At 58.6% G+C, this 24,174-nt stretch carries 22 protein-coding genes; all 22 read left to right on the top strand.

All coding sequences use genetic code 11. From position 1 onward, the window contains the following. Positions 1 to 45: 45 nt before the first annotated feature. Positions 46 to 492 (top strand): NUDIX hydrolase, encoded by a 447-nt coding sequence (locus tag ACP7A4_RS05380; RefSeq protein ID WP_059764186.1) that lies wholly within the window; start codon positions 46 to 48, stop codon positions 490 to 492. A gap of 59 nt (positions 493 to 551) precedes the next feature. Further along, complete coding sequence (gene mnmA, locus ACP7A4_RS05375) at positions 552 to 1,685, top strand: tRNA 2-thiouridine(34) synthase MnmA (RefSeq protein WP_048365302.1); 1,134 nt, start codon at positions 552 to 554, stop codon at positions 1,683 to 1,685. Continuing rightward, entirely contained in the window at positions 1,682 to 2,302 is a 621-nt protein-coding gene (hflD, locus tag ACP7A4_RS05370; RefSeq protein WP_059764188.1) for a high frequency lysogenization protein HflD, read from the top strand. Before mnmA ends, hflD begins: the two co-directional genes overlap by 4 nt. Positions 2,303 to 2,430: 128 nt before the next feature. Continuing rightward, complete coding sequence (purB, locus tag ACP7A4_RS05365; protein WP_048365300.1) at positions 2,431 to 3,801, top strand: adenylosuccinate lyase; 1,371 nt, start codon at positions 2,431 to 2,433, stop codon at positions 3,799 to 3,801. An 83-nt stretch (positions 3,802 to 3,884) separates the two neighbouring features. After that, complete coding sequence (locus ACP7A4_RS05360) at positions 3,885 to 5,051, top strand: cupin domain-containing protein (protein WP_048365299.1); 1,167 nt, start codon at positions 3,885 to 3,887, stop codon at positions 5,049 to 5,051. After that, entirely contained in the window at positions 5,044 to 5,466 is a 423-nt protein-coding gene (locus tag ACP7A4_RS05355; protein WP_426245836.1) for a GNAT family N-acetyltransferase, read from the top strand. Before ACP7A4_RS05360 ends, ACP7A4_RS05355 begins: the two co-directional genes overlap by 8 nt. 170 nt (positions 5,467 to 5,636) lie before the next feature. Continuing rightward, positions 5,637 to 6,365 carry a secretin N-terminal domain-containing protein gene (locus tag ACP7A4_RS05350; protein ID WP_426245834.1) on the top strand — a complete coding sequence of 243 codons (729 nt, stop codon included), beginning with the start codon at positions 5,637 to 5,639 and terminating at the stop codon, positions 6,363 to 6,365. Between the two features lie 245 nt (positions 6,366 to 6,610). After that, complete coding sequence (gene aceA / locus ACP7A4_RS05345; protein WP_048365296.1) at positions 6,611 to 7,936, top strand: isocitrate lyase; 1,326 nt, start codon at positions 6,611 to 6,613, stop codon at positions 7,934 to 7,936. A gap of 621 nt (positions 7,937 to 8,557) precedes the next feature. Then, positions 8,558 to 8,971: an NADH-quinone oxidoreductase subunit A gene (locus ACP7A4_RS05340; RefSeq protein WP_003446990.1), complete on the top strand. Its 414-nt coding sequence runs from the start codon at positions 8,558 to 8,560 to the stop codon at positions 8,969 to 8,971. A gap of 10 nt (positions 8,972 to 8,981) precedes the next feature. Further along, the gene (locus ACP7A4_RS05335; RefSeq protein ID WP_016780200.1) at positions 8,982 to 9,656 is read left to right on the top strand and encodes a NuoB/complex I 20 kDa subunit family protein; all 675 of its coding nucleotides are present in this window, start codon (positions 8,982 to 8,984) and stop codon (positions 9,654 to 9,656) included. A 74-nt stretch (positions 9,657 to 9,730) separates the two neighbouring features. Then, on the top strand, positions 9,731 to 11,515 hold the full coding sequence (nuoC, locus tag ACP7A4_RS05330) for an NADH-quinone oxidoreductase subunit C/D (protein WP_048365346.1): 1,785 nt from the start codon (positions 9,731 to 9,733) through the stop codon (positions 11,513 to 11,515). Positions 11,516 to 11,517: 2 nt separating this feature from the next. Next, on the top strand, positions 11,518 to 12,015 hold the full coding sequence (nuoE, locus tag ACP7A4_RS05325; protein ID WP_019412098.1) for an NADH-quinone oxidoreductase subunit NuoE: 498 nt from the start codon (positions 11,518 to 11,520) through the stop codon (positions 12,013 to 12,015). After that, on the top strand, positions 12,012 to 13,367 hold the full coding sequence (gene nuoF, locus ACP7A4_RS05320; protein WP_048365294.1) for an NADH-quinone oxidoreductase subunit NuoF: 1,356 nt from the start codon (positions 12,012 to 12,014) through the stop codon (positions 13,365 to 13,367). Before nuoE ends, nuoF begins: the two co-directional genes overlap by 4 nt. Positions 13,368 to 13,499: 132 nt before the next feature. Next, on the top strand, positions 13,500 to 16,214 hold the full coding sequence (gene nuoG / locus ACP7A4_RS05315; RefSeq protein ID WP_426245831.1) for an NADH-quinone oxidoreductase subunit NuoG: 2,715 nt from the start codon (positions 13,500 to 13,502) through the stop codon (positions 16,212 to 16,214). Beyond that, on the top strand, positions 16,211 to 17,218 hold the full coding sequence (nuoH, locus tag ACP7A4_RS05310) for an NADH-quinone oxidoreductase subunit NuoH (RefSeq protein ID WP_048365292.1): 1,008 nt from the start codon (positions 16,211 to 16,213) through the stop codon (positions 17,216 to 17,218). The genes nuoG and nuoH overlap by 4 nt, the downstream gene beginning before the upstream one ends. A 12-nt stretch (positions 17,219 to 17,230) precedes the next feature. Continuing rightward, a complete protein-coding gene (gene nuoI / locus ACP7A4_RS05305; protein WP_048365291.1) occupies positions 17,231 to 17,779 on the top strand; it encodes an NADH-quinone oxidoreductase subunit NuoI in 549 nt (182 codons plus the stop codon). 9 nt (positions 17,780 to 17,788) lie between these two features. After that, the gene (gene nuoJ / locus ACP7A4_RS05300) at positions 17,789 to 18,292 is read left to right on the top strand and encodes an NADH-quinone oxidoreductase subunit J (RefSeq protein ID WP_048365290.1); all 504 of its coding nucleotides are present in this window, start codon (positions 17,789 to 17,791) and stop codon (positions 18,290 to 18,292) included. A 1-nt stretch (position 18,293) separates the two neighbouring features. Beyond that, positions 18,294 to 18,602, top strand: a complete 309-nt coding sequence (gene nuoK / locus ACP7A4_RS05295; protein ID WP_048365289.1) for an NADH-quinone oxidoreductase subunit NuoK — start codon at positions 18,294 to 18,296, stop codon at positions 18,600 to 18,602. Then, positions 18,599 to 20,452 (top strand): NADH-quinone oxidoreductase subunit L, encoded by a 1,854-nt coding sequence (gene nuoL, locus ACP7A4_RS05290; protein ID WP_048365288.1) that lies wholly within the window; start codon positions 18,599 to 18,601, stop codon positions 20,450 to 20,452. The genes nuoK and nuoL overlap by 4 nt, the downstream gene beginning before the upstream one ends. A 38-nt stretch (positions 20,453 to 20,490) precedes the next feature. Beyond that, positions 20,491 to 22,023 (top strand): NADH-quinone oxidoreductase subunit M, encoded by a 1,533-nt coding sequence (nuoM, locus tag ACP7A4_RS05285; RefSeq protein WP_048365287.1) that lies wholly within the window; start codon positions 20,491 to 20,493, stop codon positions 22,021 to 22,023. Between the two features lie 7 nt (positions 22,024 to 22,030). Then, positions 22,031 to 23,500 carry an NADH-quinone oxidoreductase subunit NuoN gene (nuoN, locus tag ACP7A4_RS05280; RefSeq protein ID WP_048365286.1) on the top strand — a complete coding sequence of 490 codons (1,470 nt, stop codon included), beginning with the start codon at positions 22,031 to 22,033 and terminating at the stop codon, positions 23,498 to 23,500. Between the two features lie 505 nt (positions 23,501 to 24,005). Beyond that, positions 24,006 to 24,140 (top strand): hypothetical protein, encoded by a 135-nt coding sequence (locus ACP7A4_RS05275; protein ID WP_426245826.1) that lies wholly within the window; start codon positions 24,006 to 24,008, stop codon positions 24,138 to 24,140. Positions 24,141 to 24,174: the final 34 nt, after the last annotated feature.

The raw sequence follows: 24,174 nt of genomic DNA, 5'->3' as shown, positions 1-24,174 counted from the left end.
AAACGCAGCCTTCAGCAGCCCCGACAAAAAATCGAGACCTCACACATGGACTGGAAACCCCACATCACTGTTGCCACTGTCGTCGAAGACAACGGGCGCTTTCTGATGGTCGAAGAGTTAAAACACGACCGCGCAGTGCTCAACCAGCCCGCAGGCCACCTGGACCCGAATGAAAGCCTGATCGAGGCGGCTATCCGCGAAACCCTTGAAGAAACCGGTTATGACGTCGAACTCACCGGTGTCATCGGCATTTACCTGTACACAGCGCCCAGCAACGGTGTGACGTATCAGCGCGTGTGCTTTGCCGGTAACGCGATCAAACACCATGCCCAGGCCCCCCTCGACACAGGCATCATCGGCCCGCTGTGGTTGACCCGCGACGAGCTGCTGACACAGCGCCATCGCTGGCGCAGCGAATTGACCCTGCACTGTATCGACGATTATCTGAGCGGCAAATTGTTCGACCTCTCGCTAATCCGCCCTTCGGTTTAGCCTTGAGCGCTCGGGCCTGCTAGAATCGCGTCCTTTTTCAAGACACTCATTGAAACCCTATGCGTGATCCAGCCTTAGTCGCCCCCGAAAAACAGCGCGTCATTGTCGGTATGTCCGGCGGTGTCGACTCTTCCGTTTCCGCCGTTCTGCTCATCGAGCAGGGCTATCAGGTGGAAGGCCTGTTCATGAAGAACTGGGAGGAAGACGACGGAACCGATTACTGCACCGCCATGGATGATCTGGCAGATGCCCAGGCCGTGTGCGACAAAATTGGCATCAAGCTGCACACCGCCAACTTTGCCGCCGAATACTGGGACAACGTGTTTGAGCACTTCCTGGCCGAATACAAAGCCGGACGCACGCCAAACCCGGACATCCTGTGCAACCGCGAGATCAAGTTCAAGGCGTTCCTCGATTACGCCCTGATGCTCGGCGCTGACCTGATTGCTACCGGCCATTACGTGCGTCGCCGCGACATCGACGGCCGCACCGAGCTGCTCAAAGGCCTGGACCCCAACAAAGACCAGAGCTACTTTCTGCACGCGGTGGGCGGTGAACAAATCGCCCGCACCCTGTTCCCGGTCGGCGAGCTGGAAAAACCCGAGGTGCGCCAGATCGCCGAAAAACACGACCTGGCCACCGCCAAGAAAAAAGACTCCACCGGGATTTGCTTTATCGGCGAGCGCCGTTTCAGTGACTTCCTCAAGCAATACCTGCCGGCCCAACCGGGCGAGATCAAAACCACCGAAGGTGAAGTCATTGGCCGCCACCACGGCCTGATGTATCACACCATCGGTCAGCGTCAGGGTCTGGGCATCGGCGGCCTGAAAGACGCCAGCGATGAGCCGTGGTACGTCTTGCACAAAGACCTTGAGAACAACGAACTGATCGTCGGCCAAGGTAACGATCACCCGTGGCTGTTCTCGCGCGCCCTGCTCGCCTCGGAGATCTTCTGGGTCAACCCGGTCGACCTGAGCACTCCGTTGCGCCTGACGGCCAAGGTGCGCTATCGCCAGAGCGATCAACCCTGCACGCTTGAGCAAACCGCGACCGGTTACCGCGCCACCTTTGACGATCCGCAACGCGCGGTCACGCCGGGCCAGTCCGTGGTGTTTTACGATGGCGAAGTGTGCCTGGGCGGCGGCGTGATCGAAGTGGCCGAACCCTGGACCAGCAAGAGCGCACAGGCATGAACCCCACCCAGGAACAACTGGTAGCCCTGGGCGGCGTGTTTCTGGCCGCCGTACTGGTGGATAAAATCGCCAAGACCGGTCAGGTCAGCGAGGCTGATCTGGCCTGCATGCTGGGCAGCTTGCTGGTGCGCGACCCCAAGGACACGCTTGAAGTCTTCGGGGGTGATGACATCAACCTGCGCGAGGGCTACCGCGCCCTTATCGGCGCACTGGAGCGCGACCCCAATACCCTGCAACGCGAACCGCTGCGCTATGCCCTGTCGATGCTCAACCTTGAACGTCAACTGGCCAAGCGCGACGACATGCTGGAACTAATTGGCAAGCGCTTGCCACAGATCCAGTCGCAAGTTGAACACTTCGGCCCCGCTCACGAGAACGTGGTCGCCGCGTGCGGTGCCCTCTATCAGGACACCCTGAGCACGCTGCGCCAACGCATTCAAGTGCATGGCGACATGCGCAACCTGCAACAACCGAACAACGCCGCCAAAATTCGCGCCTTGCTGCTGGCCGGTATTCGCTCGGCACGCCTATGGCGTCAATTGGGTGGCCATCGCTGGCAGCTGGTATTCAGCCGACGCAAATTGCTCAAAGAGCTTTATCCCATGCTGCGCGGCTGATCGCCGCCAGCAAGCACACGCTGTAACGTCGATACGCGTATGACGCCGGTCACTTGGCAACGGACCGGCCGTTTTTTTCATGTATGATACGCGCCCCATTTCGTTGCCCGACTGTCCGAGAACACCCCATGAAGCTCTCTTCGCTCACTGCGGTTTCCCCTGTTGACGGCCGCTATGCCGGCAAAACCCAGGCCCTGCGCCCCATTTTCAGCGAATACGGCTTAATTCGTGCCCGTGTACTGGTTGAAGTTCGCTGGCTCCAGCGTTTGGCCGCTCACGCCGCCATCCCTGAAGTCCCGGCCTTTTCCGCGCAAGCTAACGCTGTGCTGAATGAACTGGCCGAAAACTTTTCTCTGGAGCACGCCGAGCGCGTCAAAGAGATCGAGCGCACCACCAACCACGACGTAAAAGCCATTGAGTACCTGCTCAAAGAACAGGCCGCCAAGCTGCCTGAACTGGCCAACGTGAGTGAGTTCATCCACTTCGCCTGCACCAGCGAGGACATCAACAACCTGTCCCACGCTTTGATGCTGCGCGAAGGCCGGGATGAGGTGATGCTGCCCCTGATGCGCCAAACCGCCGACGCCATCCGCGAACTGGCGATCAAGTTCGCCGACGTCCCGATGCTGTCGCGTACCCACGGCCAACCGGCTTCGCCGACCACTTTGGGCAAAGAGCTGGCCAACGTGGTTTACCGCCTGGAGCGCCAAATCGCTCAAGTGGCGGCCGTACCGCTGCTGGGCAAGATCAACGGCGCCGTGGGCAACTACAACGCCCACCTGTCGGCCTACCCGCAGATCGACTGGGAAGCCAATGCCCGCGCCTTCATCGAAGACGAACTGGGCCTGGGTTTCAACCCGTACACCACGCAGATCGAACCGCACGACTACATCGCCGAGCTGTTCGACGCGATTGCGCGCTTCAACACCATCCTGATCGACTTCGATCGCGATATCTGGGGTTACATCTCCCTGGGTTACTTCAAGCAGCGCACCATCGCAGGCGAAATCGGCTCCTCGACCATGCCGCACAAGGTCAACCCGATCGACTTCGAAAACTCCGAAGGCAACCTGGGTATCGCCAACGCGCTGTTCCAGCATCTGGCCAGCAAGTTGCCAATCTCCCGCTGGCAGCGCGACCTGACCGACTCCACCGTACTGCGTAATCTGGGCGTAGGTTTTGCTCATAGCGTGATCGCGTACGAAGCCAGCCTCAAAGGCATCAGCAAACTGGAGCTAAACGCTCAGAAGATCGCTGCTGACCTGGACGCTTGCTGGGAAGTTCTGGCCGAGCCGATCCAGACCGTCATGCGCCGTTACAACATTGAAAACCCGTACGAGAAGCTCAAAGAGCTGACGCGCGGCAAAGGCATCAGCCCTCAAGCACTGCAAACCTTCATTGACGGCCTTGAAATGCCGGAAGCGGCCAAAGCCGAGCTGAAACTGCTAACCCCTGCCAACTACATTGGCAACGCGGTTGAGCAGGCCAAGCGCATCTGATTGCTGCAACGACCTACTAACGCCCGGCCGTGCCGGGCGTTTTTATTCCCGAATACAAAGCGCAATTTTTCAATAGGTTACACATGAATCCTGATATTCCTCTTCAACTTCTGGGCGGCATCACTGCACGCGAATTCCTGCGCGACTACTGGCAGAAGAAACCGCTGCTGATCCGTCAGGCCATTCCTGACTTTGAAAGCCCGATCGATGCCGACGAACTGGCCGGTCTGGCGCTTGAAGAGGAAGTCGAATCGCGACTGGTGATTGAGCACGGCGAACGCCCATGGGAACTGCGCCGTGGCCCTTTTGCCGAGGACGAGTTTGGCAAATTGCCAGAGCGTGAATGGACTTTGCTGGTTCAAGCCGTCGATCAGTTCGTGCCAGAAGTCGGCGAGCTGCTGGAAAACTTCCGCTTCCTGCCGAGCTGGCGCATTGACGACGTGATGATCAGCTATGCCGCACCTGGCGGCAGCGTTGGCCCGCACTTCGACAACTACGACGTGTTCCTGCTGCAAGGCGCCGGTAAGCGTCACTGGCAGATCGGCCAGATGTGCGACTCCGAAAGCCCGTTGCTGGAGCATGCCGACCTGCGCATTCTGGCCGACTTCCAGGCCACCGATGAGTGGACCCTTGAGCCGGGCGACATGCTGTACCTGCCGCCGCGCCTGGCCCACTGTGGCGTTGCGGTCGATGACTGCCTGACCTACTCGGTAGGCTTCCGCGCCCCGAGCGCCGCTGAAGTGCTCACCCACTTCACCGACTTTCTGAGCCAATACCTGCCTGACGAAGAGCGCTATACCGACGCCGACGCTCAGCCGGTCAGCGACCCGCATCAAATCCAGCACGACGCGCTCGACCGTCTCAAGGGTCTGCTCGCAGAACACATGAGCGATGAGCGCATGCTGTTGACCTGGTTCGGCCAATTCATGACCGAGCCACGATATCCGGAACTCGTGGTCGGCCCCGAGCTCGAAGAAGAAGACCTGCTGGGCAGCCTGGATCAAGGTGCGGTACTGATCCGCAACCCGAGCGCTCGCCTGGCCTGGTCTGAAGTCGATGAAGACCTGCTGTTGTTCGCCAGCGGCCAAAGCCGCCTGCTGCCGGGCAAACTGCGCGATCTGTTGAAAATGATTTGTGCCGCCGACGCGCTGCACAGCGACAACCTCGGCGCATGGCTGGCCGATGAAGATGGACGCAACCTGCTCTGCGAGCTGGTTAAACAAGGAAGCCTGGGGTTCGCCGATGAATAGCATTCACGTACGTGTCGCCGACTGGCAAAAGGACAACGCCGAACTTCGACGCATTCGTGAGGCGGTGTTTATTGCCGAACAAAAAGTCCCGCCTGAGCTGGAGTGGGACTCGGACGACAGTAGCGCCGTGCATTTCCTGGCCTACGAAGGTGACTTTCCGATTGGTACCGCCCGGCTACTGCCAGACGGCCATATCGGCCGCGTCTCAGTCTTGAAGGACTGGCGCGGCTTGAAAGTGGGTGATGCGCTGATGCAGGCGACCATCATTGAAGCCGAAAAGCGTGGCCTTAAAGAGCAAAAGCTCAGCGCGCAAGTGCATGCCACGCCTTTCTATGAACGACTGGGCTTTAAGGTCGTCAGTGACGAGTTTCTGGAAGCCGGAATCCCGCACGTCGACATGGTGCGCGGTGCCTGATATCCGCCGTTAGTCGCAGCCTGCGCTAGCGACTGCAACACCCTACAAAACGCCCTGCCATTTTCGGATCGCAGGGCGTTTTGCTAGGTGGCATTCAACCTCGCCCCATTGGCGCCGACAAACTGGCACACTCCTGTCATAACCCTTTACACATTGCGGAGATAACGGACATGTCCCTACGCCCTCTCATCGTCAGCCTGCTATTGATGCTCAGCTTCAACGCCCTCGCCGAGACCCAAGTCATCTCCCTGCAAAATCGCACGGGTGAGGCCTTGCTGCCGGTGGCGCAAAGTTTTATCGGCACCGAAGGCAAAGTCACCCAGTATGGCAACCAACTGATCGTCGAAGCGCCCGCACAGAAAATTCAGGGCTTGGAGGACCTGCTGGCCGAACTCGACACACCTGCCAAGCGCCTGCTGATCACCGTTGACACCAGCGACAACAATTCCCCCGACACCGACAGCAACACTCGGGTCTATAGCACCGCCAGCCGCGACGGCGGTGTCCAGCAGATACAAGCTACCGAAGGCGTACCGGCACTGATCCAGACCGGCCAAAGCGTACCGCTCACCAGCACTCAGACAGATGCCTACGGTCGCCTGTCGGCGCAAACCAGTTACCGCAACGTCACCAAAGGGTTTTATGTCACCGCAAGCGTCACAGGTGAAACGGTACACCTGGCGATCAGTACCAACCGCGACCGCATGAGCCAGGCACAACCAGATGTAGTGAACGTGCAAAGTACCGACACACAGGTCAGCGGCCCACTCGGGCAATGGATCACGGTGGCAGGCATCAATGGCCAGAGTCAGGCCGACCAACAAGGCGCAACCCGCACGTACTCGACTCAGAACCGCGATGACATGACATTGCGGGTCAAAGTCGACGCACTCGACTAAAAGGCCCAAAACTGACTGGCAAGTCGTAATCGAGAAAATATGTAGTGAATTAAAAAAGGCACTACAAAACGTTTGACGACTCAAAAAAGCAGAGGCATGATGGCCCCGCTCCCGCCGATCCAGCGCCTTGCAAAGGCCCTGGATCAAAGGCGAGACGCCATTCACGCACTCACTCAAACAATATTGCTGTGTGCTTGGTGGAGCTGATTTTTTCAACCCAGACCTATGCGACGAGGTTTATCACCATGGCACTGACACGCGAACAGCAAATTGCAGCCCTTGAGAAAGACTGGGCCGAAAACCCACGCTGGAAAGGCGTGACTCGCGATTATTCCGCTGCTGACGTGGTCCGCCTGCGCGGCTCGGTTCAACCCGAGCACACCTTTGCAAAAATGGGCGCTGACAAGCTGTGGAAACTGGTGACACAGGGCGCACACCCGTCCTTCCGTCCTGAGAAAGATTTCGTCAACTGCATGGGCGCCCTGACCGGGGGCCAAGCGGTACAACAGGTTAAAGCCGGCATCCAGGCAATCTACCTGTCGGGCTGGCAAGTGGCGGCAGACAACAACTCTGCCGAATCCATGTACCCCGACCAGTCGCTGTACCCGGTGGACTCCGTGCCAACCGTGGTCAAGCGCATCAACAACTCATTCCGTCGTGCTGACCAGATCCAGTGGAAAGCCGGTAAAAATCCGGGCGACCAAGGTTACATCGACTACTTCGCACCGATCGTGGCGGATGCCGAAGCCGGTTTTGGCGGCGTGCTGAACGCTTACGAGCTGATGAAAAGCATGATCGAAGCAGGCGCCGCCGGCGTTCACTTCGAAGACCAACTTGCCTCAGTGAAAAAATGCGGCCACATGGGCGGCAAAGTGCTGGTACCGACTCAAGAAGCCGTGCAAAAGCTGACCGCAGCGCGTCTGGCGGCTGACGTTGCAGGTACTCCGACCATCATTCTGGCCCGCACCGACGCCAACGCGGCTGACCTGCTGACCTCCGATTGCGACCCGTACGACCAACCGTTCGTGACTGGCGAGCGCACCAAGGAAGGTTTCTACAAAGTGCGTGCAGGACTGGACCAGGCGATTGCACGCGGCCTGGCGTATGCGCCTTACGCCGACCTGATCTGGTGTGAGACTGCCAAGCCGGATCTGGAAGAAGCGCGTCGTTTTGCCGAAGCGATCAAAAAGGAATACCCGGACCAACTGCTGTCGTACAACTGCTCGCCTTCTTTCAACTGGAAGAAGAACCTGGACGACGCGACCATCGCCAAGTTCCAGCGCGAACTGTCGGCAATGGGCTACAAGCATCAGTTCATTACCCTGGCAGGCATCCACAACATGTGGCACAGCATGTTCAACCTGGCGCACGACTACGCCCGCAACGACATGACGGCTTACGTGAAGCTGCAAGAGCAGGAATTTGCTGACGCGGCCAAAGGCTACACCTTTGTGGCACACCAGCAGGAAGTGGGCACTGGCTACTTCGACGACATGACCACGGTGATTCAAGGTGGCTCGTCCTCGGTGACCGCCCTGACCGGCTCGACCGAAGAAGAACAGTTCCACTGATTGATCGTGGAACCACGGCCATTGCCTAGCCTGTAAAGAACAATCGCAATGCCTTGAACGTAGCGCCCCGACTGGTTCGGGGCGTTTTTTTGCCTGAATTTCACACGCCTTGGCAGTCGCTGCCGAGGTACGGACACCGCGAGCTTTTAAATAGCGCCTCTCAAGCGCAGCATCCCTTCATCAGCCGCGACTACACGCGTGCACATTTTCTAACCCTAACCCTGACCCAGATCCATGAACCCCATACAAAAACAGGGTAGAAAGCCAAGTTCAAAACTTGCCAAGAATGCTTATATAAGCCAACTTTCAAAGGCGAGCGAAGCATAGGAACAATTAATCAGCCATTAAACGATATTCATTATCATTTAGAAGCGCTTTTGTTCATTACTTACCGAACAAAACATAATCACTCAAATACGCTGTAATGCCCGGACCACGAGGCTTGCGCAGACTTTAGGAGAAGCCATACCACTAAAGGACTGAATTAATTCATCTTAGAAAATTTACTTGCTGGGTGTTTAGCCATAAAATCGCGCCCATCAATTGCGCTGCGACATATCGTCACTGCTTTATTACCTTTTTGAGTTCAGAGACACGTGCTCTCTGTTAAGGATTACCAGCATGCCCGAAGCGACAGGACTCATAGCCCATAACTGGGGCTTTGCCATTTTCCTTCTCGGCGTTGTCGGCCTTTGCGCCTTCATGCTTGGCGTCTCCAGCCTCCTTGGGTCAAAAGCCTGGGGCCGCAGCAAAAACGAACCGTTCGAGTCCGGCATGCTACCTACCGGTGGCGCCCGCTTGCGGCTCTCAGCCAAATTCTATCTGGTCGCGATGCTGTTCGTGATCTTCGATATCGAAGCCCTCTTTCTCTTTGCCTGGTCTGTGTCTGTACGCGAAAGCGGCTGGACCGGATTCGTCGAAGCTCTCGTTTTCATAGCAATTCTGTTGGCAGGCCTTGTCTACCTATTTCGGGTGGGTGCTCTTGATTGGGCGCCAGAAGCTCGTCGTAAGCGACAGGCCAAGCTGAAACAATGAGGCTTTGGCGATGCAATACGAACTTACCAGGATCGACCCGGACGCTCCTAACGAGCAGTACCCGATCGGCACACGGGAAACCGTTGCCGATCCGTTAGAAGATCAAGTCCACAAAAACATTTTCATGGGCAAGCTTGAAGACGTGCTGAACGGCACGGTCAACTGGGGGCGTAAAAACTCCCTGTGGCCTTACAACTTCGGCCTGTCGTGCTGCTACGTGGAAATGACCACCGCCTTCACGGCGCCCCACGACATCGCGCGCTTTGGCGCCGAAGTGATCCGGGCATCGCCGCGTCAGGCGGATTTCATGGTGATTGCCGGTACCTGCTTCATCAAGATGGCGCCGATCATTCAGCGTCTCTACGAGCAAATGCTTGAACCTAAATGGGTTATTTCCATGGGTTCGTGCGCCAACTCCGGTGGCATGTACGACATCTACTCCGTGGTTCAAGGGGTCGACAAGTTCCTGCCCGTGGACGTTTACGTACCCGGCTGCCCACCCCGCCCTGAAGCTTTTCTGCAAGGCTTGATGCTCTTGCAAGAGTCGATTGGCCAGGAGCGTCGCCCACTTTCCTGGGTCGTTGGCGAACAAGGCGTGTACCGCGCCGAGATGCCATCGCAAAAGGAACAGCGCCGCGAACAGCGTATTCAGGTCACTAACCTGCGCAGCCCCGACGAAGTCTGATCCAGCCCCGCGTCTATTTATTAGAACGAGACACTGGCTTCATTCTTTACGTTGAACGAAAGCGATAAAAAACCATGACTACAGGCTCCGCTCTGTACATCCCGCCTTACAAGGCTGACGACCAAGATGTGGTTGTCGAACTCAATACCCGTTTTGGCCCCGAGGCGTTCACCGCCCAGGCCACGCGCACCGGCATGCCGGTGCTTTGGGTTACCCGCGCCAAACTGGTTGAAGTCCTGACCTTCTTGCGCAACCTGCCAAAACCTTACGTCATGCTCTATGACCTGCACGGTGTGGACGAGCGTCTGCGTACCAAGCGTCAGGGCTTGCCATCAGGCGCAGACTTCACTGTCTTCTACCACTTGATGTCGCTGGAGCGTAACAGCGACGTGATGATCAAAGTGGCGCTGTCCGAAACCGACCTGAGCGTGCCGAGCATCACCAGCATCTGGCCGAACGCCAACTGGTACGAGCGTGAAGTCTGGGACATGTTCGGTATCGACTTCAAAGGTCACCCGCACCTGTCGCGCATCATGATGCCGCCGACGTGGGAAGGTCACCCGCTGCGCAAGGACTTCCCGGCCCGCGCCACAGAATTCGATCCATACAGCCTGACCCTGGCCAAAGTGCAGCTGGAAGAAGAAGCCGCGCGCTTCCGTCCTGAAGATTGGGGCATGAAGCGTTCCGGCGAAAACGAGGACTACATGTTCCTCAACCTGGGCCCGAACCACCCTTCGGCTCACGGTGCCTTCCGCATCATCCTGCAACTGGACGGCGAAGAAATCGTCGACTGCGTGCCTGACGTCGGCTACCACCACCGTGGTGCCGAAAAAATGGCCGAGCGCCAGTCCTGGCACAGCTTCATCCCGTACACCGACCGTATCGACTACCTGGGCGGCGTGATGAACAACCTGCCGTACGTGCTCTCGGTCGAGAAACTCGCCGGGATCAAGGTGCCGGATCGGGTCGACACCATCCGCATCATGATGGCCGAGTTCTTCCGCATCACCAGCCACCTGCTGTTCCTGGGGACTTATATCCAGGACGTAGGCGCCATGACCCCGGTGTTCTTCACCTTCACCGACCGTCAGCGCGCCTACAAAGTGATCGAAGCCATTACCGGTTTCCGTCTGCACCCGGCCTGGTACCGCATCGGTGGCGTTGCCCACGACCTGCCAAACGGCTGGGAACGCCTGGTCAAAGAGTTCATCGACTGGATGCCAAAGCGTCTGGACGAATACCAAAAAGCCGCTCTGGACAACAGCATCCTGCGTGGCCGCACCATCGGCGTTGCCGCCTACAACACCAAAGAAGCCCTGGAATGGGGCGTCACCGGTGCAGGCCTGCGTTCGACCGGTTGCGACTTCGACCTGCGTAAAGCGCGCCCGTACTCCGGCTACGAAAACTTCGAATTCGAAGTCCCGCTGGCGGCCAATGGCGATGCCTACGATCGTTGCATCGTGCGTGTCGAAGAAATGCGCCAGAGCCTGAAAATCATCGAGCAGTGCATGCGCAACATGCCAGCAGGCCCGTACAAGGCGGATCACCCGCTGACCACGCCGCCGCCCAAAGAGCGCACGTTGCAGCACATCGAGACCTTGATCACACACTTCCTGCAAGTTTCGTGGGGCCCGGTAATGCCAGCCAACGAATCCTTCCAGATGATCGAAGCGACCAAGGGCATCAACAGTTATTACCTGACGAGCGATGGCGGCACCATGAGCTACCGCACCCGGATTCGCACCCCAAGCTTCCCGCACCTGCAACAGATCCCTTCGGTGATCAAAGGTGAAATGGTCGCGGACTTGATTGCGTACCTGGGTAGTATCGATTTCGTTATGGCCGACGTGGACCGCTAAGCATGAACAGCACGCTTATCCAGACAGACCGTTTCGCCCTGAGCGAAACCGAGCGCTCGGCCATCGAGCACGAGATGCATCACTACGAAGATCCACGCGCAGCGTCGATCGAAGCCCTGAAGATCGTTCAGAAGGAACGCGGCTGGGTGCCGGACGGCGCGGTGTACGCCATTGGCGAACTGCTGGGCATTCCGGCCAGCGACGTTGAAGGCGTGGCCACGTTCTACAGCCAGATCTTCCGCCAGCCGGTGGGCCGCCACATCATCCGTGTGTGCGACAGCATGGTCTGCTACATCGGCGGCCACGAATCGGTGGTCGGCGAAATCCAGAACAAGCTGGGCATCGGCCTGGGCCAGACCACTGCGGACGGGCGCTTCACGCTGCTGCCGGTGTGCTGCCTGGGCAACTGCGACAAGGCGCCGGCGTTGATGATCGACGACGACACATTCGGTGACGTGCAGCCTGCTGGCGTCGCCACGTTGCTGGAGGGCTACCCATGAGCCTGACTTCTTTCGGCCCTGCCAACCTGATCAAGCGTTCGGCTGAAACTCACCCGCTGACCTGGCGTTTGCGTGATGACGGCGAGCCGGTATGGCTCGACGAATATCAGGCAAAAGACGGCTACGCCGCTGCGCGCAAAGCCTTCGCCGACATGGCTCAGGACGACATCGTCCAGACCGTGAAAGACGCGGGCCTCAAAGGTCGCGGCGGTGCGGGCTTCCCCACGGGCGTGAAGTGGGGCCTGATGCCTAAAGACGAATCCATGAACATCCGTTACCTGCTGTGTAACGCCGATGAAATGGAGCCCAACACCTGGAAAGACCGCATGCTGATGGAGCAACTGCCCCATCTGCTGATCGAAGGCATGCTGATCAGTGCCCGTGCACTGAAAACCTACCGCGGCTATATCTTCCTGCGTGGCGAATACACCACTGCCGCCGTACACCTGCGCCGCGCCGTCGAAGAAGCCAAAGCAGCAGGCCTGCTGGGCAAGAACATTCTAGGGTCGGGTTTTGACTTCGAACTGTTCGTGCACACCGGCGCGGGGCGTTACATCTGCGGCGAAGAAACCGCACTGATCAACTCCCTCGAAGGCCGTCGCGCCAACCCGCGTTCCAAGCCGCCATTCCCGGCTGCTGTGGGCGTATGGGGCAAGCCGACCTGCGTGAACAACGTTGAAACCCTGTGCAACGTACCGGCCATCATCGGCAACGGCGTTGACTGGTACAAATCCCTCGCCCGCGAAGGCAGCGAAGACCACGGCACCAAGCTGATGGGCTTCTCCGGCAAAGTGAAGAACCCCGGCCTGTGGGAACTGCCGTTCGGCGTGACTGCACGCGAGCTGTTCGAAGATTACGCCGGTGGCATGCGCGACGGCTTCAAGCTCAAGTGCTGGCAGCCAGGCGGCGCCGGTACGGGCTTTTTGCTGCCTGAACACCTGGACGCACAAATGTACGCCGGTGGTATTGCTAAAGTCGGCACCCGAATGGGTACCGGTCTGGCGATGGCCGTCGACGACAGCGTCAACATGGTGTCCTTGCTGCGCAACATGGAACAATTCTTTGCGCGCGAATCGTGCGGGTTCTGCACCCCTTGCCGTGATGGTCTGCCCTGGAGCGTCAAGCTGCTGATGGCAATCGAGCACGGCGAAGGTCAGCCCGGCGATATCGAGACCCTGCTGGGTCTGGTCGGCTTCCTCGGCCCTGGCAAGACGTTCTGTGCACACGCACCGGGTGCCGTGGAGCCTTTGGGCAGCGCGATCAAGTACTTCCGTCCAGAGTTTGAAGCCGGTATTGCGCAAGCAACCCCCGGTGTTCCGCCTCTGGCACGCCCGATTGTTATCGGCGCGTAACGCTCTGACTGAGGGCGGTCCGTGCCGCCCTCTGATCGTTCGATAACGCCGTAAGGCTGGGTTGCTTCGAACGCATAACAAGATTCCATTAGCCACGCCCGCTGACACCGGGCCAACGAAGATCTTTGAACCATGGCCACTATCCACGTAGACGGCAAAGAGCTCGAAGTCGATGGGGCAGACAACCTGTTACAGGCCTGTCTGTCGCTAGGACTCGATATTCCGTATTTCTGCTGGCACCCTGCCCTGGGCAGTGTTGGCGCCTGCCGCCAGTGTGCAGTCAAGCAATACACCGACGAAAACGACACCCGTGGTCGTATCGTCATGTCCTGCATGACCCCGGCCACTGACGGAAGCTGGATTTCCATCGAAGACGAAGAGGCGAAAGTGTTTCGCGCCAGCGTCGTCGAATGGCTGATGACCAACCACCCGCACGACTGCCCTGTGTGCGAAGAAGGCGGTCACTGCCACCTGCAAGACATGACCGTGATGACCGGCCACAACGAGCGCCGTTATCGCTTCACCAAGCGCACTCACCAGAATCAGGAACTCGGCCCGTTCATTTCCCACGAAATGAACCGCTGCATTGCCTGCTATCGCTGCGTGCGCTTCTATAAAGACTACGCAGGCGGTACTGACCTCGGTGTGTTCGGCGCCCACGACAACGTGTACTTCGGTCGCGTTGAAGACGGTGTGCTCGAAAGCGAGTTCTCGGGCAACCTCACAGAAGTCTGCCCGACCGGTGTGTTCACTGACAAAACCCACTCCGAGCGTTACAACCGCAAGTGGGACATGCAGTTCGCGCCAAGCATCTGCCACGGTTGTTCCAGCGGCTGCAACATCAGCCCCGGCGAGCGTTATGGTGAATTGCGCCGTATCGAAAACCGCTTCAACGGCTCGGTCAACCAGTACTTCCTGTGTGACCGTGGCCGCTTTGGCTATGGCTATGTCAACCGTACCGACCGTCCACGTCAGCCACTCCTGGCCGACGGCACCAAGCTGAGCCTCGACGCTGCGCTGGATAAAGCCGCTGACCTGCTGCGCGGGCGCAACATTGTCGGTATCGGCTCGCCACGCGCCAGCCTCGAAAGCAACTACGCGTTGCGCGAGCTGGTCGGCGCCGAACACTTCTACTCAGGCATCGAAGCCGGTGAGCTGGCGCGCATTCGCCGGGTGCTGCAAGTATTGAAAGACAGCCCGCTGCCTGTTCCGAACATGCGCGAGATCGAAGATCACGACGCCGTGTTCGTACTGGGCGAAGACCTGACGCAAACCGCTGCCCGTATGGCGCTGTCGGTCCGTCAGTCGGTGAAGGGCAAAGCTGAAGAAATGGCCGATGCCATGCGCGTTCAGCCTTGGCTCGACGCCGCCGTGAAGAACATCGGTCAGCACGCGCTGAACCCGCTGTTTATCGCGAGCCTGGCTGAAACCAAACTCGATGACGTGGCGGAAGAGTGCGTCCATGCGGCACCGGACGATCTGGCGCGCATCGGTTTTGCCGTGGCTCATGCCATCGATGCCAGCGCACCGGCCGTTACCGGTCTGGACGCTGAGGCGCTGGAGCTGGCCAAACGTATTGCCGACGCCCTGCTCGCCGCCAAACGCCCACTGATCATTGCCGGTACTTCGCTGGGCAACAACGCCCTGATCGAAGCCGCAGGCAACATCGCCAAAGCCTTGCACCTGCGTGAAAAGGCCGGTTCCATCAGCTTGATCGTGCCGGAAGCCAACAGCCTCGGCCTGGCCATGCTGGGGGGCGACTCGGTAGACGCCGCCCTGCAAGCGGTGATCGACGGTAACGCCGACGCCATCGTAGTGCTGGAAAACGATCTGTTCACCCGCGTTGACGCGGTCAAAGTCAATGCTGCACTGGACGCTGCCAAGGTCGTGATCGTTGCCGACCACCAGAAGACCGCCACCACCGACCGTGCCGATCTGGTACTGCCAGCGGCCAGCTTTGCTGAAGGCGACGGCACTCTGGTCAGCCAGGAAGGTCGCGCCCAGCGCTTCTTCCAGGTCTTCGACCCGACTTACCTGGACGCCAACATTTTGGTCCACGAAGGCTGGCGCTGGTTGCATGCCTTGCGCAGTACCCTGCTGAACAAGCCGGTTGACTGGACCCTGCTCGACCACGTCACGCAAGCCACGGCAGCCAGCACACCTGAACTGGCCCGCATCGTCGATGCAGCGCCGTCCGCTGCATTCCGTATCAAGGGCATGAAACTGGCCCGCGAACCGCTGCGTTATAGCGGCCGCACCGCGATGCGCGCCAACATCAGCGTGCACGAGCCGCGCACCCCACAAGACCCGGACACCGCGTTCGCGTTCTCGATGGAAGGTTACTCAGGCTCCGTCGAACCGCGCCAGCAAGTGCCGTTCGCCTGGTCGCCGGGCTGGAACTCGCCACAAGCGTGGAACAAGTTCCAGGATGAAGTCGGTGGGCATATCCGTGCAGGCGACCCGGGCACCCGCCTGATCGAAAGCACCGGTGATTCACTGAACTGGTGCGCCAACATTCCGGGCGCTTTCAACCCGGCACGTGGCAGCTGGCAAGTGGTGCCGTTCTTCCACCTGCTGGGCAGCGAAGAAAACTCGTCCAAAGCCACACCTGTTCAGGAACGCATCCCGGCCGCGTACATTGCCTTGGCCAAATCTGAAGCCGACCGCCTGGGTGTCAACGATGGCGCCCTGCTCAGCCTCAACGTTGCCGGTGTGACCCTGCGTCTGCCACTGCGCATCAATGAAGAGCTGGGTGCGGGTCTGGTGGCATTGCCTGCCGGGCTTGCCGGTATCCCGCCTGCGATCTTTGGCCTTACCGTTGACGGTTTGCAGGAGGCAGCCCAATGACCTGGTTCACGCCTGAAGTAATCGACGCGATCATATCGGTGGTCAAAGCCGTGGTCATTCTGCTGGCGGTCGTCGTGTGCGGCGCGCTGCTCAGCTGGGTTGAACGTCGTCTGCTGGCCCTGTGGCAAGACCGTTACGGTCCTAACCGCGTGGGCCCGTTCGGCGCGTTCCAGATCGCCGCCGACATGATCAAGATGTTCTTCAAGGAAGACTGGACGCCGCCGTTTGCCGACAAGGTGATTTTCACCCTGGCACCGGTAGTGGCCATGAGCGCCTTGCTGATTGCCTTCGCGATCATCCCGATCACCCCGACCTGGGGTGTGGCGGATCTGAACATCGGCATCCTGTTCTTCTTCGCCATGGCCGGTCTGTCGGTGTACGCGGTGCTGTTTGCCGGCTGGTCGAGCAACAACAAGTTCGCCCTGCTGGGCGCCTTGCGTGCCTCGGCCCAGACCGTGTCCTACGAAGTGTTCATGGGCCTGGCGCTGATGGGCATCGTGGTGCAGGTAGGCTCGTTCAACATGCGCGACATTGTTGAATACCAAGCGCAGAACCTGTGGTTCATCATTCCGCAGATCTTCGGTTTCCTGACCTTCTTCATCGCTGGCGTGGCCGTGACTCACCGTCACCCCTTCGACCAGCCAGAAGCCGAGCAGGAACTGGCCGATGGTTACCACATCGAATACGCCGGCATGAAATGGGGCATGTTCTTCGTCGGTGAATACATCGGGATCGTGTTGATCTCGGCGTTGCTGGTGACTTTGTTCTTCGGTGGCTGGCACGGGCCTTTCGGCATCCTGCCGCAGATTCCGTTTATCTGGTTCGCCCTGAAGACCGCGTTTTTCATCATGATCTTCATCCTGCTGCGCGCTTCTATTCCGCGCCCACGGTATGACCAAGTGATGGACTTCAGCTGGAAGTTCTGCCTGCCGCTGACCCTGATCAATTTGCTGGTGACCGCCGCAGTCGTGTTGTTGAACACGCCTGCCGGCGCGGTTCAGTGAGGATAGAGACCCATGTTCAAGTATCTGTTTGACATCGTGCATGGCACCTACACCCAGCTTCGCAGCTTGGTGATGGTGTTTGGCCATGCCTTCCGCAAGCGTGACACGCTGCAATACCCCGAAGAGCCGGTCTATCTGCCACCGCGCTACCGTGGCCGTATTGTCCTGACCCGCGACCCGGACGGCGAAGAGCGCTGTGTAGCCTGTAACCTGTGCGCCGTCGCGTGCCCGGTGGGCTGCATCTCGCTGCAAAAAGCCGAAACCGAAGATGGCCGTTGGTACCCGGAGTTTTTCCGCATCAACTTCTCACGCTGCATTTTTTGCGGCCTGTGTGAGGAAGCCTGCCCGACCACCGCGATCCAGTTGACACCGGATTTCGAGATGGCCGAGTTCAAACGCCAGGATCTGGTGTACGAAAAAGAAGATCTGCTGATCGCAGGGCCGGGCAAGAACCCTGATTACAACTTCTATCGTGTTGCGGGCATGGCCGTTGAGGGCAAACCGAAAGGTGCTGCTCAGAACGAAGCCGAACCGATCAACGTGAAGAGCTTGCTGCCTTAAGGAAGAACGATGGAATTCGCTTTCTATTTCGCATCGGGTGTCGCTGTCGTGTCCACGCTACGCGTGATCACCAACACCAACCCTGTGCACGCCCTGCTCTACCTGATTATTTCGCTGATTGCCGTGGCGATGACATTCTTCAGCCTCGGTGCACCCTTTGCCGGTGTGCTCGAAGTGATCGCCTACGCCGGTGCCATCATGGTGCTGTTCGTGTTTGTGGTGATGATGCTCAACCAAGGCCCGGCCTCGGTGACTCAGGAGCGCCATTGGCTCAAGCCCGGTATCTGGGTCGGACCGAGCATTCTGTCCGCCATCCTGCTGGCCGAACTGCTGTACGTGCTGTTCGCCCAGTCGAGCGGTGCCGCAATCGGTCAAACCACCATCGATGCAAAAGCCGTGGGCGTCAGCCTGTTCGGCCCGTATCTGCTAGTGGTCGAACTCGCCTCGATGCTGTTGCTTGCCGCAGCCGTGACGGCGTTCCACTTGGGCCGCACTGAGGCGAAGGAGCAATAACATGCCATCAATACCTCTCGAACATGGTCTCGCAGTCGCGGGCATCCTGTTCTGCCTCGGTCTGGTTGGACTGATGGTTCGCCGTAATATTCTCTTCGTGTTGATGAGTCTGGAAATCATGATGAACGCCGCTGCACTGGCGTTCATTGTGGCGGGTGCACGTTGGGCGCAGCCGGATGGGCAAGTGATGTTCATCCTGGTGATCACCCTGGCAGCGGCCGAGGCCAGTATTGGCCTGGCGATCCTGCTGCAACTGTATCGCCGCTTCCACACGCTTGATATCGATGCTGCCAGTGAGATGCGCGGATGAACCTTCTCTTTCTGACTTTCGTATTCCCCCTGATCGGCTTTTTGCTGTTGTCGTTCTCCCGTGGACGCTTCAGCGAAAACCTCTCGGCCCTGATCGGCGTCGGCTCCATTGGCCTGTCAGCCATCGTGGCCGCGTATGTGATCTGGCAATTCAACGTGGCGCCGCCTGAAGGCGGTCAGTACACGCAAGTGCTGTGGCAGTGGATGGCGGCCGGTGATTTCAAGGCCAACTTCGCCCTGCACCTGGACGGTTTGTCAGTCACCATGCTCGGCGTTGTCGTCGGTGTAGGCTTTCTGATCCACGTCTTCGCCTCGTGGTACATGCGCGGAGAAGACGGCTACTCGCGCTTCTTCTCCTACACCAACCTGTTTATTGCCAGCATGCTGTTCCTGATCCTGGCCGATAACCTGTTGTTCGTGTACTTCGGCTGGGAAGGCGTGGGCCTGTGTTCGTACCTGTTGATCGGTTTCTACTACAGCAACCGCAACAACGGTAACGCCGCACTCAAAGCCTTTATCGTGACCCGTATCGGCGACGTGTTTCTGGCCATCGGCCTGTTCATCCTGTTCCAGCAACTGGGCACATTGAACATTCAAGAGCTGCTGGTTCAGGCCCCGATCAAGTTCAAGGCCGGTGATTTCTGGATCGTTCTTGCGACCCTGATGCTGCTGGGCGGCGCGGTCGGTAAATCGGCGCAACTGCCCCTGCAAACCTGGTTGGCAGACGCGATGGCTGGCCCGACGCCGGTGTCGGCACTGATCCACGCTGCAACCATGGTTACGGCCGGTGTTTACCTGATTGCCCGTACCCACGGCCTGTTCACGCTGGCGCCTGATGTGCTGCACCTGGTGGGCATTGTCGGCGGTGTGACCCTGGTGCTGGCAGGTTTTGCGGCACTGGTGCAAACCGACATCAAACGTATCCTCGCCTACTCGACCATGAGCCAGATCGGCTACATGTTCCTGGCGCTGGGCGTGGGTGCCTGGGACGGCGCGATCTTCCACCTGATGACCCATGCCTTCTTCAAGGCCCTGCTGTTCCTTGCCTCCGGCGCAGTGATTGTTGCCTGCCATCACGAGCAGAACATCTTCAAGATGGGCGGCCTGTGGAAAAAACTGCCACTGGCCTACGCCAGCTTTATCGTCGGTGGCGCGGCGCTGTCTGCCTTGCCATTGCTGACGGCCGGCTTCTACTCCAAGGACGAAATTCTTTGGGAAGCCTTCGCCAGCGGTAACAACGAGCTGCTGTATGCCGGTCTGGTGGGTGCGTTCATGACCTCGCTGTACACCTTCCGCCTGATCTTCGTCACCTTCCACGGCGAAGCCAAGACCCAAGCTCACGCAGGCCACGGCGTGACCTACTGGCTGCCATTGAGCGTGCTGATCGTACTGTCGACTTTCATCGGCGCCATGATCACCCCGCCACTGGCCGGTGTTCTGCCACAAAGCGTTGGCCATGCCGGCGGTGAAGCCAAGCACAGCCTCGAAATCGCCTCGGGTGCCATTGCCCTGGCCGGTATCCTGCTCGCCGCCCTGCTGTACTTGGGCAAGCGTAGCTTTGTCACCGCCGTCGCCAACAGCGGCATCGGTCGCTTCCTGTCTGCCTGGTGGTTCGCTGCCTGGGGCTTCGACTGGCTGTACGACAAACTGTTCGTCAAACCGTACCTGTTGATCTGCCGCTTGCTGGCCAAAGATCCTCTGGATCAGACCATTGGTTTGATCCCGAAGATGGCCAAGGCCGGGCATAACGCCCTGAGCCGCAGCGAAACCGGTCAACTGCGTTGGTACGCTGCATCCATGGCCGCCGGTGCTGTACTGGTCATGGGCGCCATCGTACTGGTAGCGGTCTGATATGAACCTTCGACTTTGCGAAAGGAATTGAGCCCGTCATGATTCTGCCTTGGCTAATCCTGATCCCCTTTATCGGCGGCCTCCTGTGCTGGCTGGGTGAGCGTTTCGGCTCCACCCTGCCCCGCTGGATTGCATTGCTGACCATGTCCCTTGAACTTGCCCTCGGCCTTTGGCTGTGGTCTCAAGGTAACTATTCACTGGCACCCAACCCCGGCGTCGCTCCAACCTGGGCGCTTGAGTTCCAGCACACCTGGATCGAGCGCTTCGGCATCAGTGTGCACCTGGCACTCGATGGCCTGTCGCTGCTGATGATCCTGCTCACCGGCTTGCTCGGTGTGCTGTCGGTGTTGTGCTCCTGGAAAGAAATTCAGCGTCATGTGGGCTTCTTCCACCTGAACCTGATGTGGATCCTGGGCGGTGTGGTGGGCGTGTTCCTCGCCATCGACCTGTTCATGTTCTTCTTCTTCTGGGAAATGATGCTGGTACCGATGTACTTCCTCATTGCGCTCTGGGGTCACAGTTCATCCGACGGCAAGAAAACCCGTATCTACGCCGCCACCAAGTTCTTCATCTTCACTCAGGCCTCAGGTCTGATCATGTTGGTGGCGATCCTGGGCCTGGTACTGGTCAACTTCAACAACACCGGCGTCATTACCTTCAGCTACGCCGAGTTGTTGAAAACCAAGATGTCGCTCACCACCGAGTACATCCTGATGCTCGGCTTCTTCATTGCCTTTGCCGTGAAGCTGCCGGTTGTGCCGTTCCACTCCTGGCTGCCGGATGCTCACGCACAGGCGCCTACCGCAGGCTCGGTCGATCTGGCCGGTATCCTGTTGAAGACCGCGGCCTATGGTCTGCTGCGTTTTGCCTTGCCGCTGTTCCCGAATGCGTCGGCCGAGTTTGCGCCGATTGCCATGACCCTGGGTCTGATCGGGATTTTCTACGGTGCGTTCCTGGCCTTCGCACAAACCGACATCAAACGTCTGATCGCTTTCTCCAGCGTTTCGCACATGGGCTTTGTACTGATCGGTATCTACTCCGGTAGCCTGCTGGCCCTTCAAGGCGCGGTGATCCAGATGCTGGCCCACGGTGTTTCGGCAGCCGCGCTGTTTATCCTCAGCGGTCAACTGTACGAACGTCTGCACACCCGCGACATGCGTGAAATGGGCGGGCTGTGGTCCAAGATCGCTTACCTGCCGGCCATCAGCCTGTTTTTCGCGGCCGCTTCGCTGGGCTTGCCGGGCACCGGTAACTTCGTCGGTGAGTTCCTGATTCTGATGGGCTCGTTTGCACACTTCCCTTGGGTCACGGCGATTGCAACGACCGGTCTGGTGTTTGGTTCGGTCTACTCGCTGATCATGATTCACCGCGCCTATTTCGGCCCTTCCAAATCGGACGCTGTACTGGCCGGTATGGATGCACGTGAACTGATCATGGTGCTCGGTCTGGCCGTACTGCTGATTTTCATCGGCGTGTACCCACAACCGTTCCTCGATACCTCGGCTGCCACCATGAATGGCGTGCAGCAATGGATCGGCACCGCCTTCACTCAACTCGCTTCGGCCCGGTAAGAGCGCTATGGAATTCACGATCCAACACTTTATCGCGCTTGCTCCGCTGCTGATTACCAGCCTCACCGTTGTGGTGGTGATGCTGGCAATCGCGTGGCGCCGCAACCACTCGCAAACCTTCCTACTCTCGGTAGCGGGCCTTAACCTGGCCCTGCTGTCGATTTTCCCGGCGTTGAAAGTCGCGCCACTGGCAGTCACCCCGCTGTTGATGATGGACAACTTCGCCTATCTCTACATCGGGCTGATTCTGGCCGCGACGCTGGCCTGCGTCACGTTGGCTCACGCCTACCTGGGCGAAGGCGGCACGGGTTATCCGGGCAATCGCGAAGAGCTGTACCTGCTCATGCTGCTGGCTGCGACCGGCGGTATTGTTCTGGTCAGCGCACAACATCTGGCCGGTTTGTTTATCGGCCTGGAGCTGCTGTCGGTGCCGGTTTACGGTCTGGTGGCTTATGCCTTCTTCAACAAGCGTTCGCTGGAAGCCGGCATCAAGTACATGGTGCTGTCAGCCGCCGGCTCTGCGTTCCTGTTGTTTGGTATGGCTTTGCTCTACGCCGAAGCCGGTAGCCTGAGCTTCAGCGGAATCGGTCAGGCTCTGGCAGCCACTGGCGTACCTGCGCCATTGGCCCAGCTGGGTCTTGGCATGATGCTGGTCGGCCTGGCATTCAAACTGTCGCTGGTACCTTTCCATTTGTGGACGCCGGACGTGTACGAAGGTGCTCCGGCTCCAGTGGCTGCGTTCCTGGCGACTGCGTCGAAAGTGGCCGTGTTTGCGGTAATGGTGCGTCTGTTCCAAATCACTCCGTCGGCCACGACGGGAGTGATGAGCGATGTGCTGACCGTGATCGCGATTGCTTCGATCCTGTTTGGTAACTTGCTGGCCCTGACCCAGAACAATCTCAAGCGCCTGCTGGGTTACTCCTCCATCGCTCACTTCGGCTATCTGCTGATCGCCCTGGTGGCGAGCAAAGGCATGGCCATGGAAGCCATCGGTGTGTACCTGATCACCTACGTGCTCACCAGCCTGGGTGCATTCGGTGTGATCACCCTGATGTCCTCGCCGTACAAAGGCCGTGACGCCGATGCGCTGTACGAGTACCGCGGCCTGTTCTGGCGCCGTCCGTACCTGACCGCGGTGATGACCGTGATGATGCTCTCGCTGGCCGGCATCCCGCTGACCGCAGGCTTTATCGGCAAGTTCTACATCATCGCGACCGGTGTTGAGGCTCATCAATGGTGGCTGGTAGCGTCCTTGATCCTGGGCAGCGCCATCGGCGTGTTCTACTACCTGCGTGTGATGGTGACCCTGTATCTGGTTGAACCAAAACTGCATCGCCACGACGCTCCACTGAACTGGGAGCAGAAAGCAGGCGGCGTCATGCTGCTGGCGGTTTCGGTACTGGTGTTCTTCCTGGGCGTGTACCCGCAGCCGATGCTGGAACTTGTACAACGCGCAACCTTGGGCCTTATGGGCTAAACAGTAGTGGTTGACCCATACCCCGTGAAAGCCTGGCTTTCACGGGGTATTTTTTTGCTCACGGTCAGGGCTCACGCACCCGCTTCACCGGGTACAGCCCCTCTCTCGACCAAGACGCATCCTTTTGTAGAGATCGATAAACCTTCAAATCACTAAACTGCCTTGCGTTGTCCCACCTATTTTTGCGATCCAGGCCACGCGTTTAAAACCGCAACCCCGCCAGTCGTATCAGCGCTTCCTATCTGTATACACCCCCTACCCCAATGGGCCCTGGCCACAGGCTGCCTACATCAACACCCACGTCTCACTGTTTAATAGCTTGGCGTGTCAACGCTATAAACATTTGTAAATATGTGCAGACAGGCAAACACACTTCTTAATCCTTCAGCAGGCACACCCACCCTTGCATTGACACCTTCTCTGCACCGCCATAAATTGATCCCGCAACTTGAAAGAGTCACTTAAACCATTCCCTACATTACCTCTAATAAAAAGGCACCTCATCATGGGCTATATGGCACGCGGCTTCATCGGAGCGGCACTTCCTGACAATGAACTTCAACATTCTGAAACCGAAGAACAACGAATTGAAGCACTAGGGCTTAGCGAAGAAGAAAAAGCCGAGTTAAACATCGAGTAACTCCCCAGAGGGGAAAGCGCGTGGCTTTCCCCTT

Source organism: Pseudomonas sp. TWR3-1-1, from assembly GCF_049896545.1.
GTDB classification, from domain to species: Bacteria; Pseudomonadota; Gammaproteobacteria; order Pseudomonadales; family Pseudomonadaceae; genus Aquipseudomonas; species Aquipseudomonas weihenstephanensis.
This window is presented reverse-complemented; position numbering and strand designations above follow the sequence as displayed.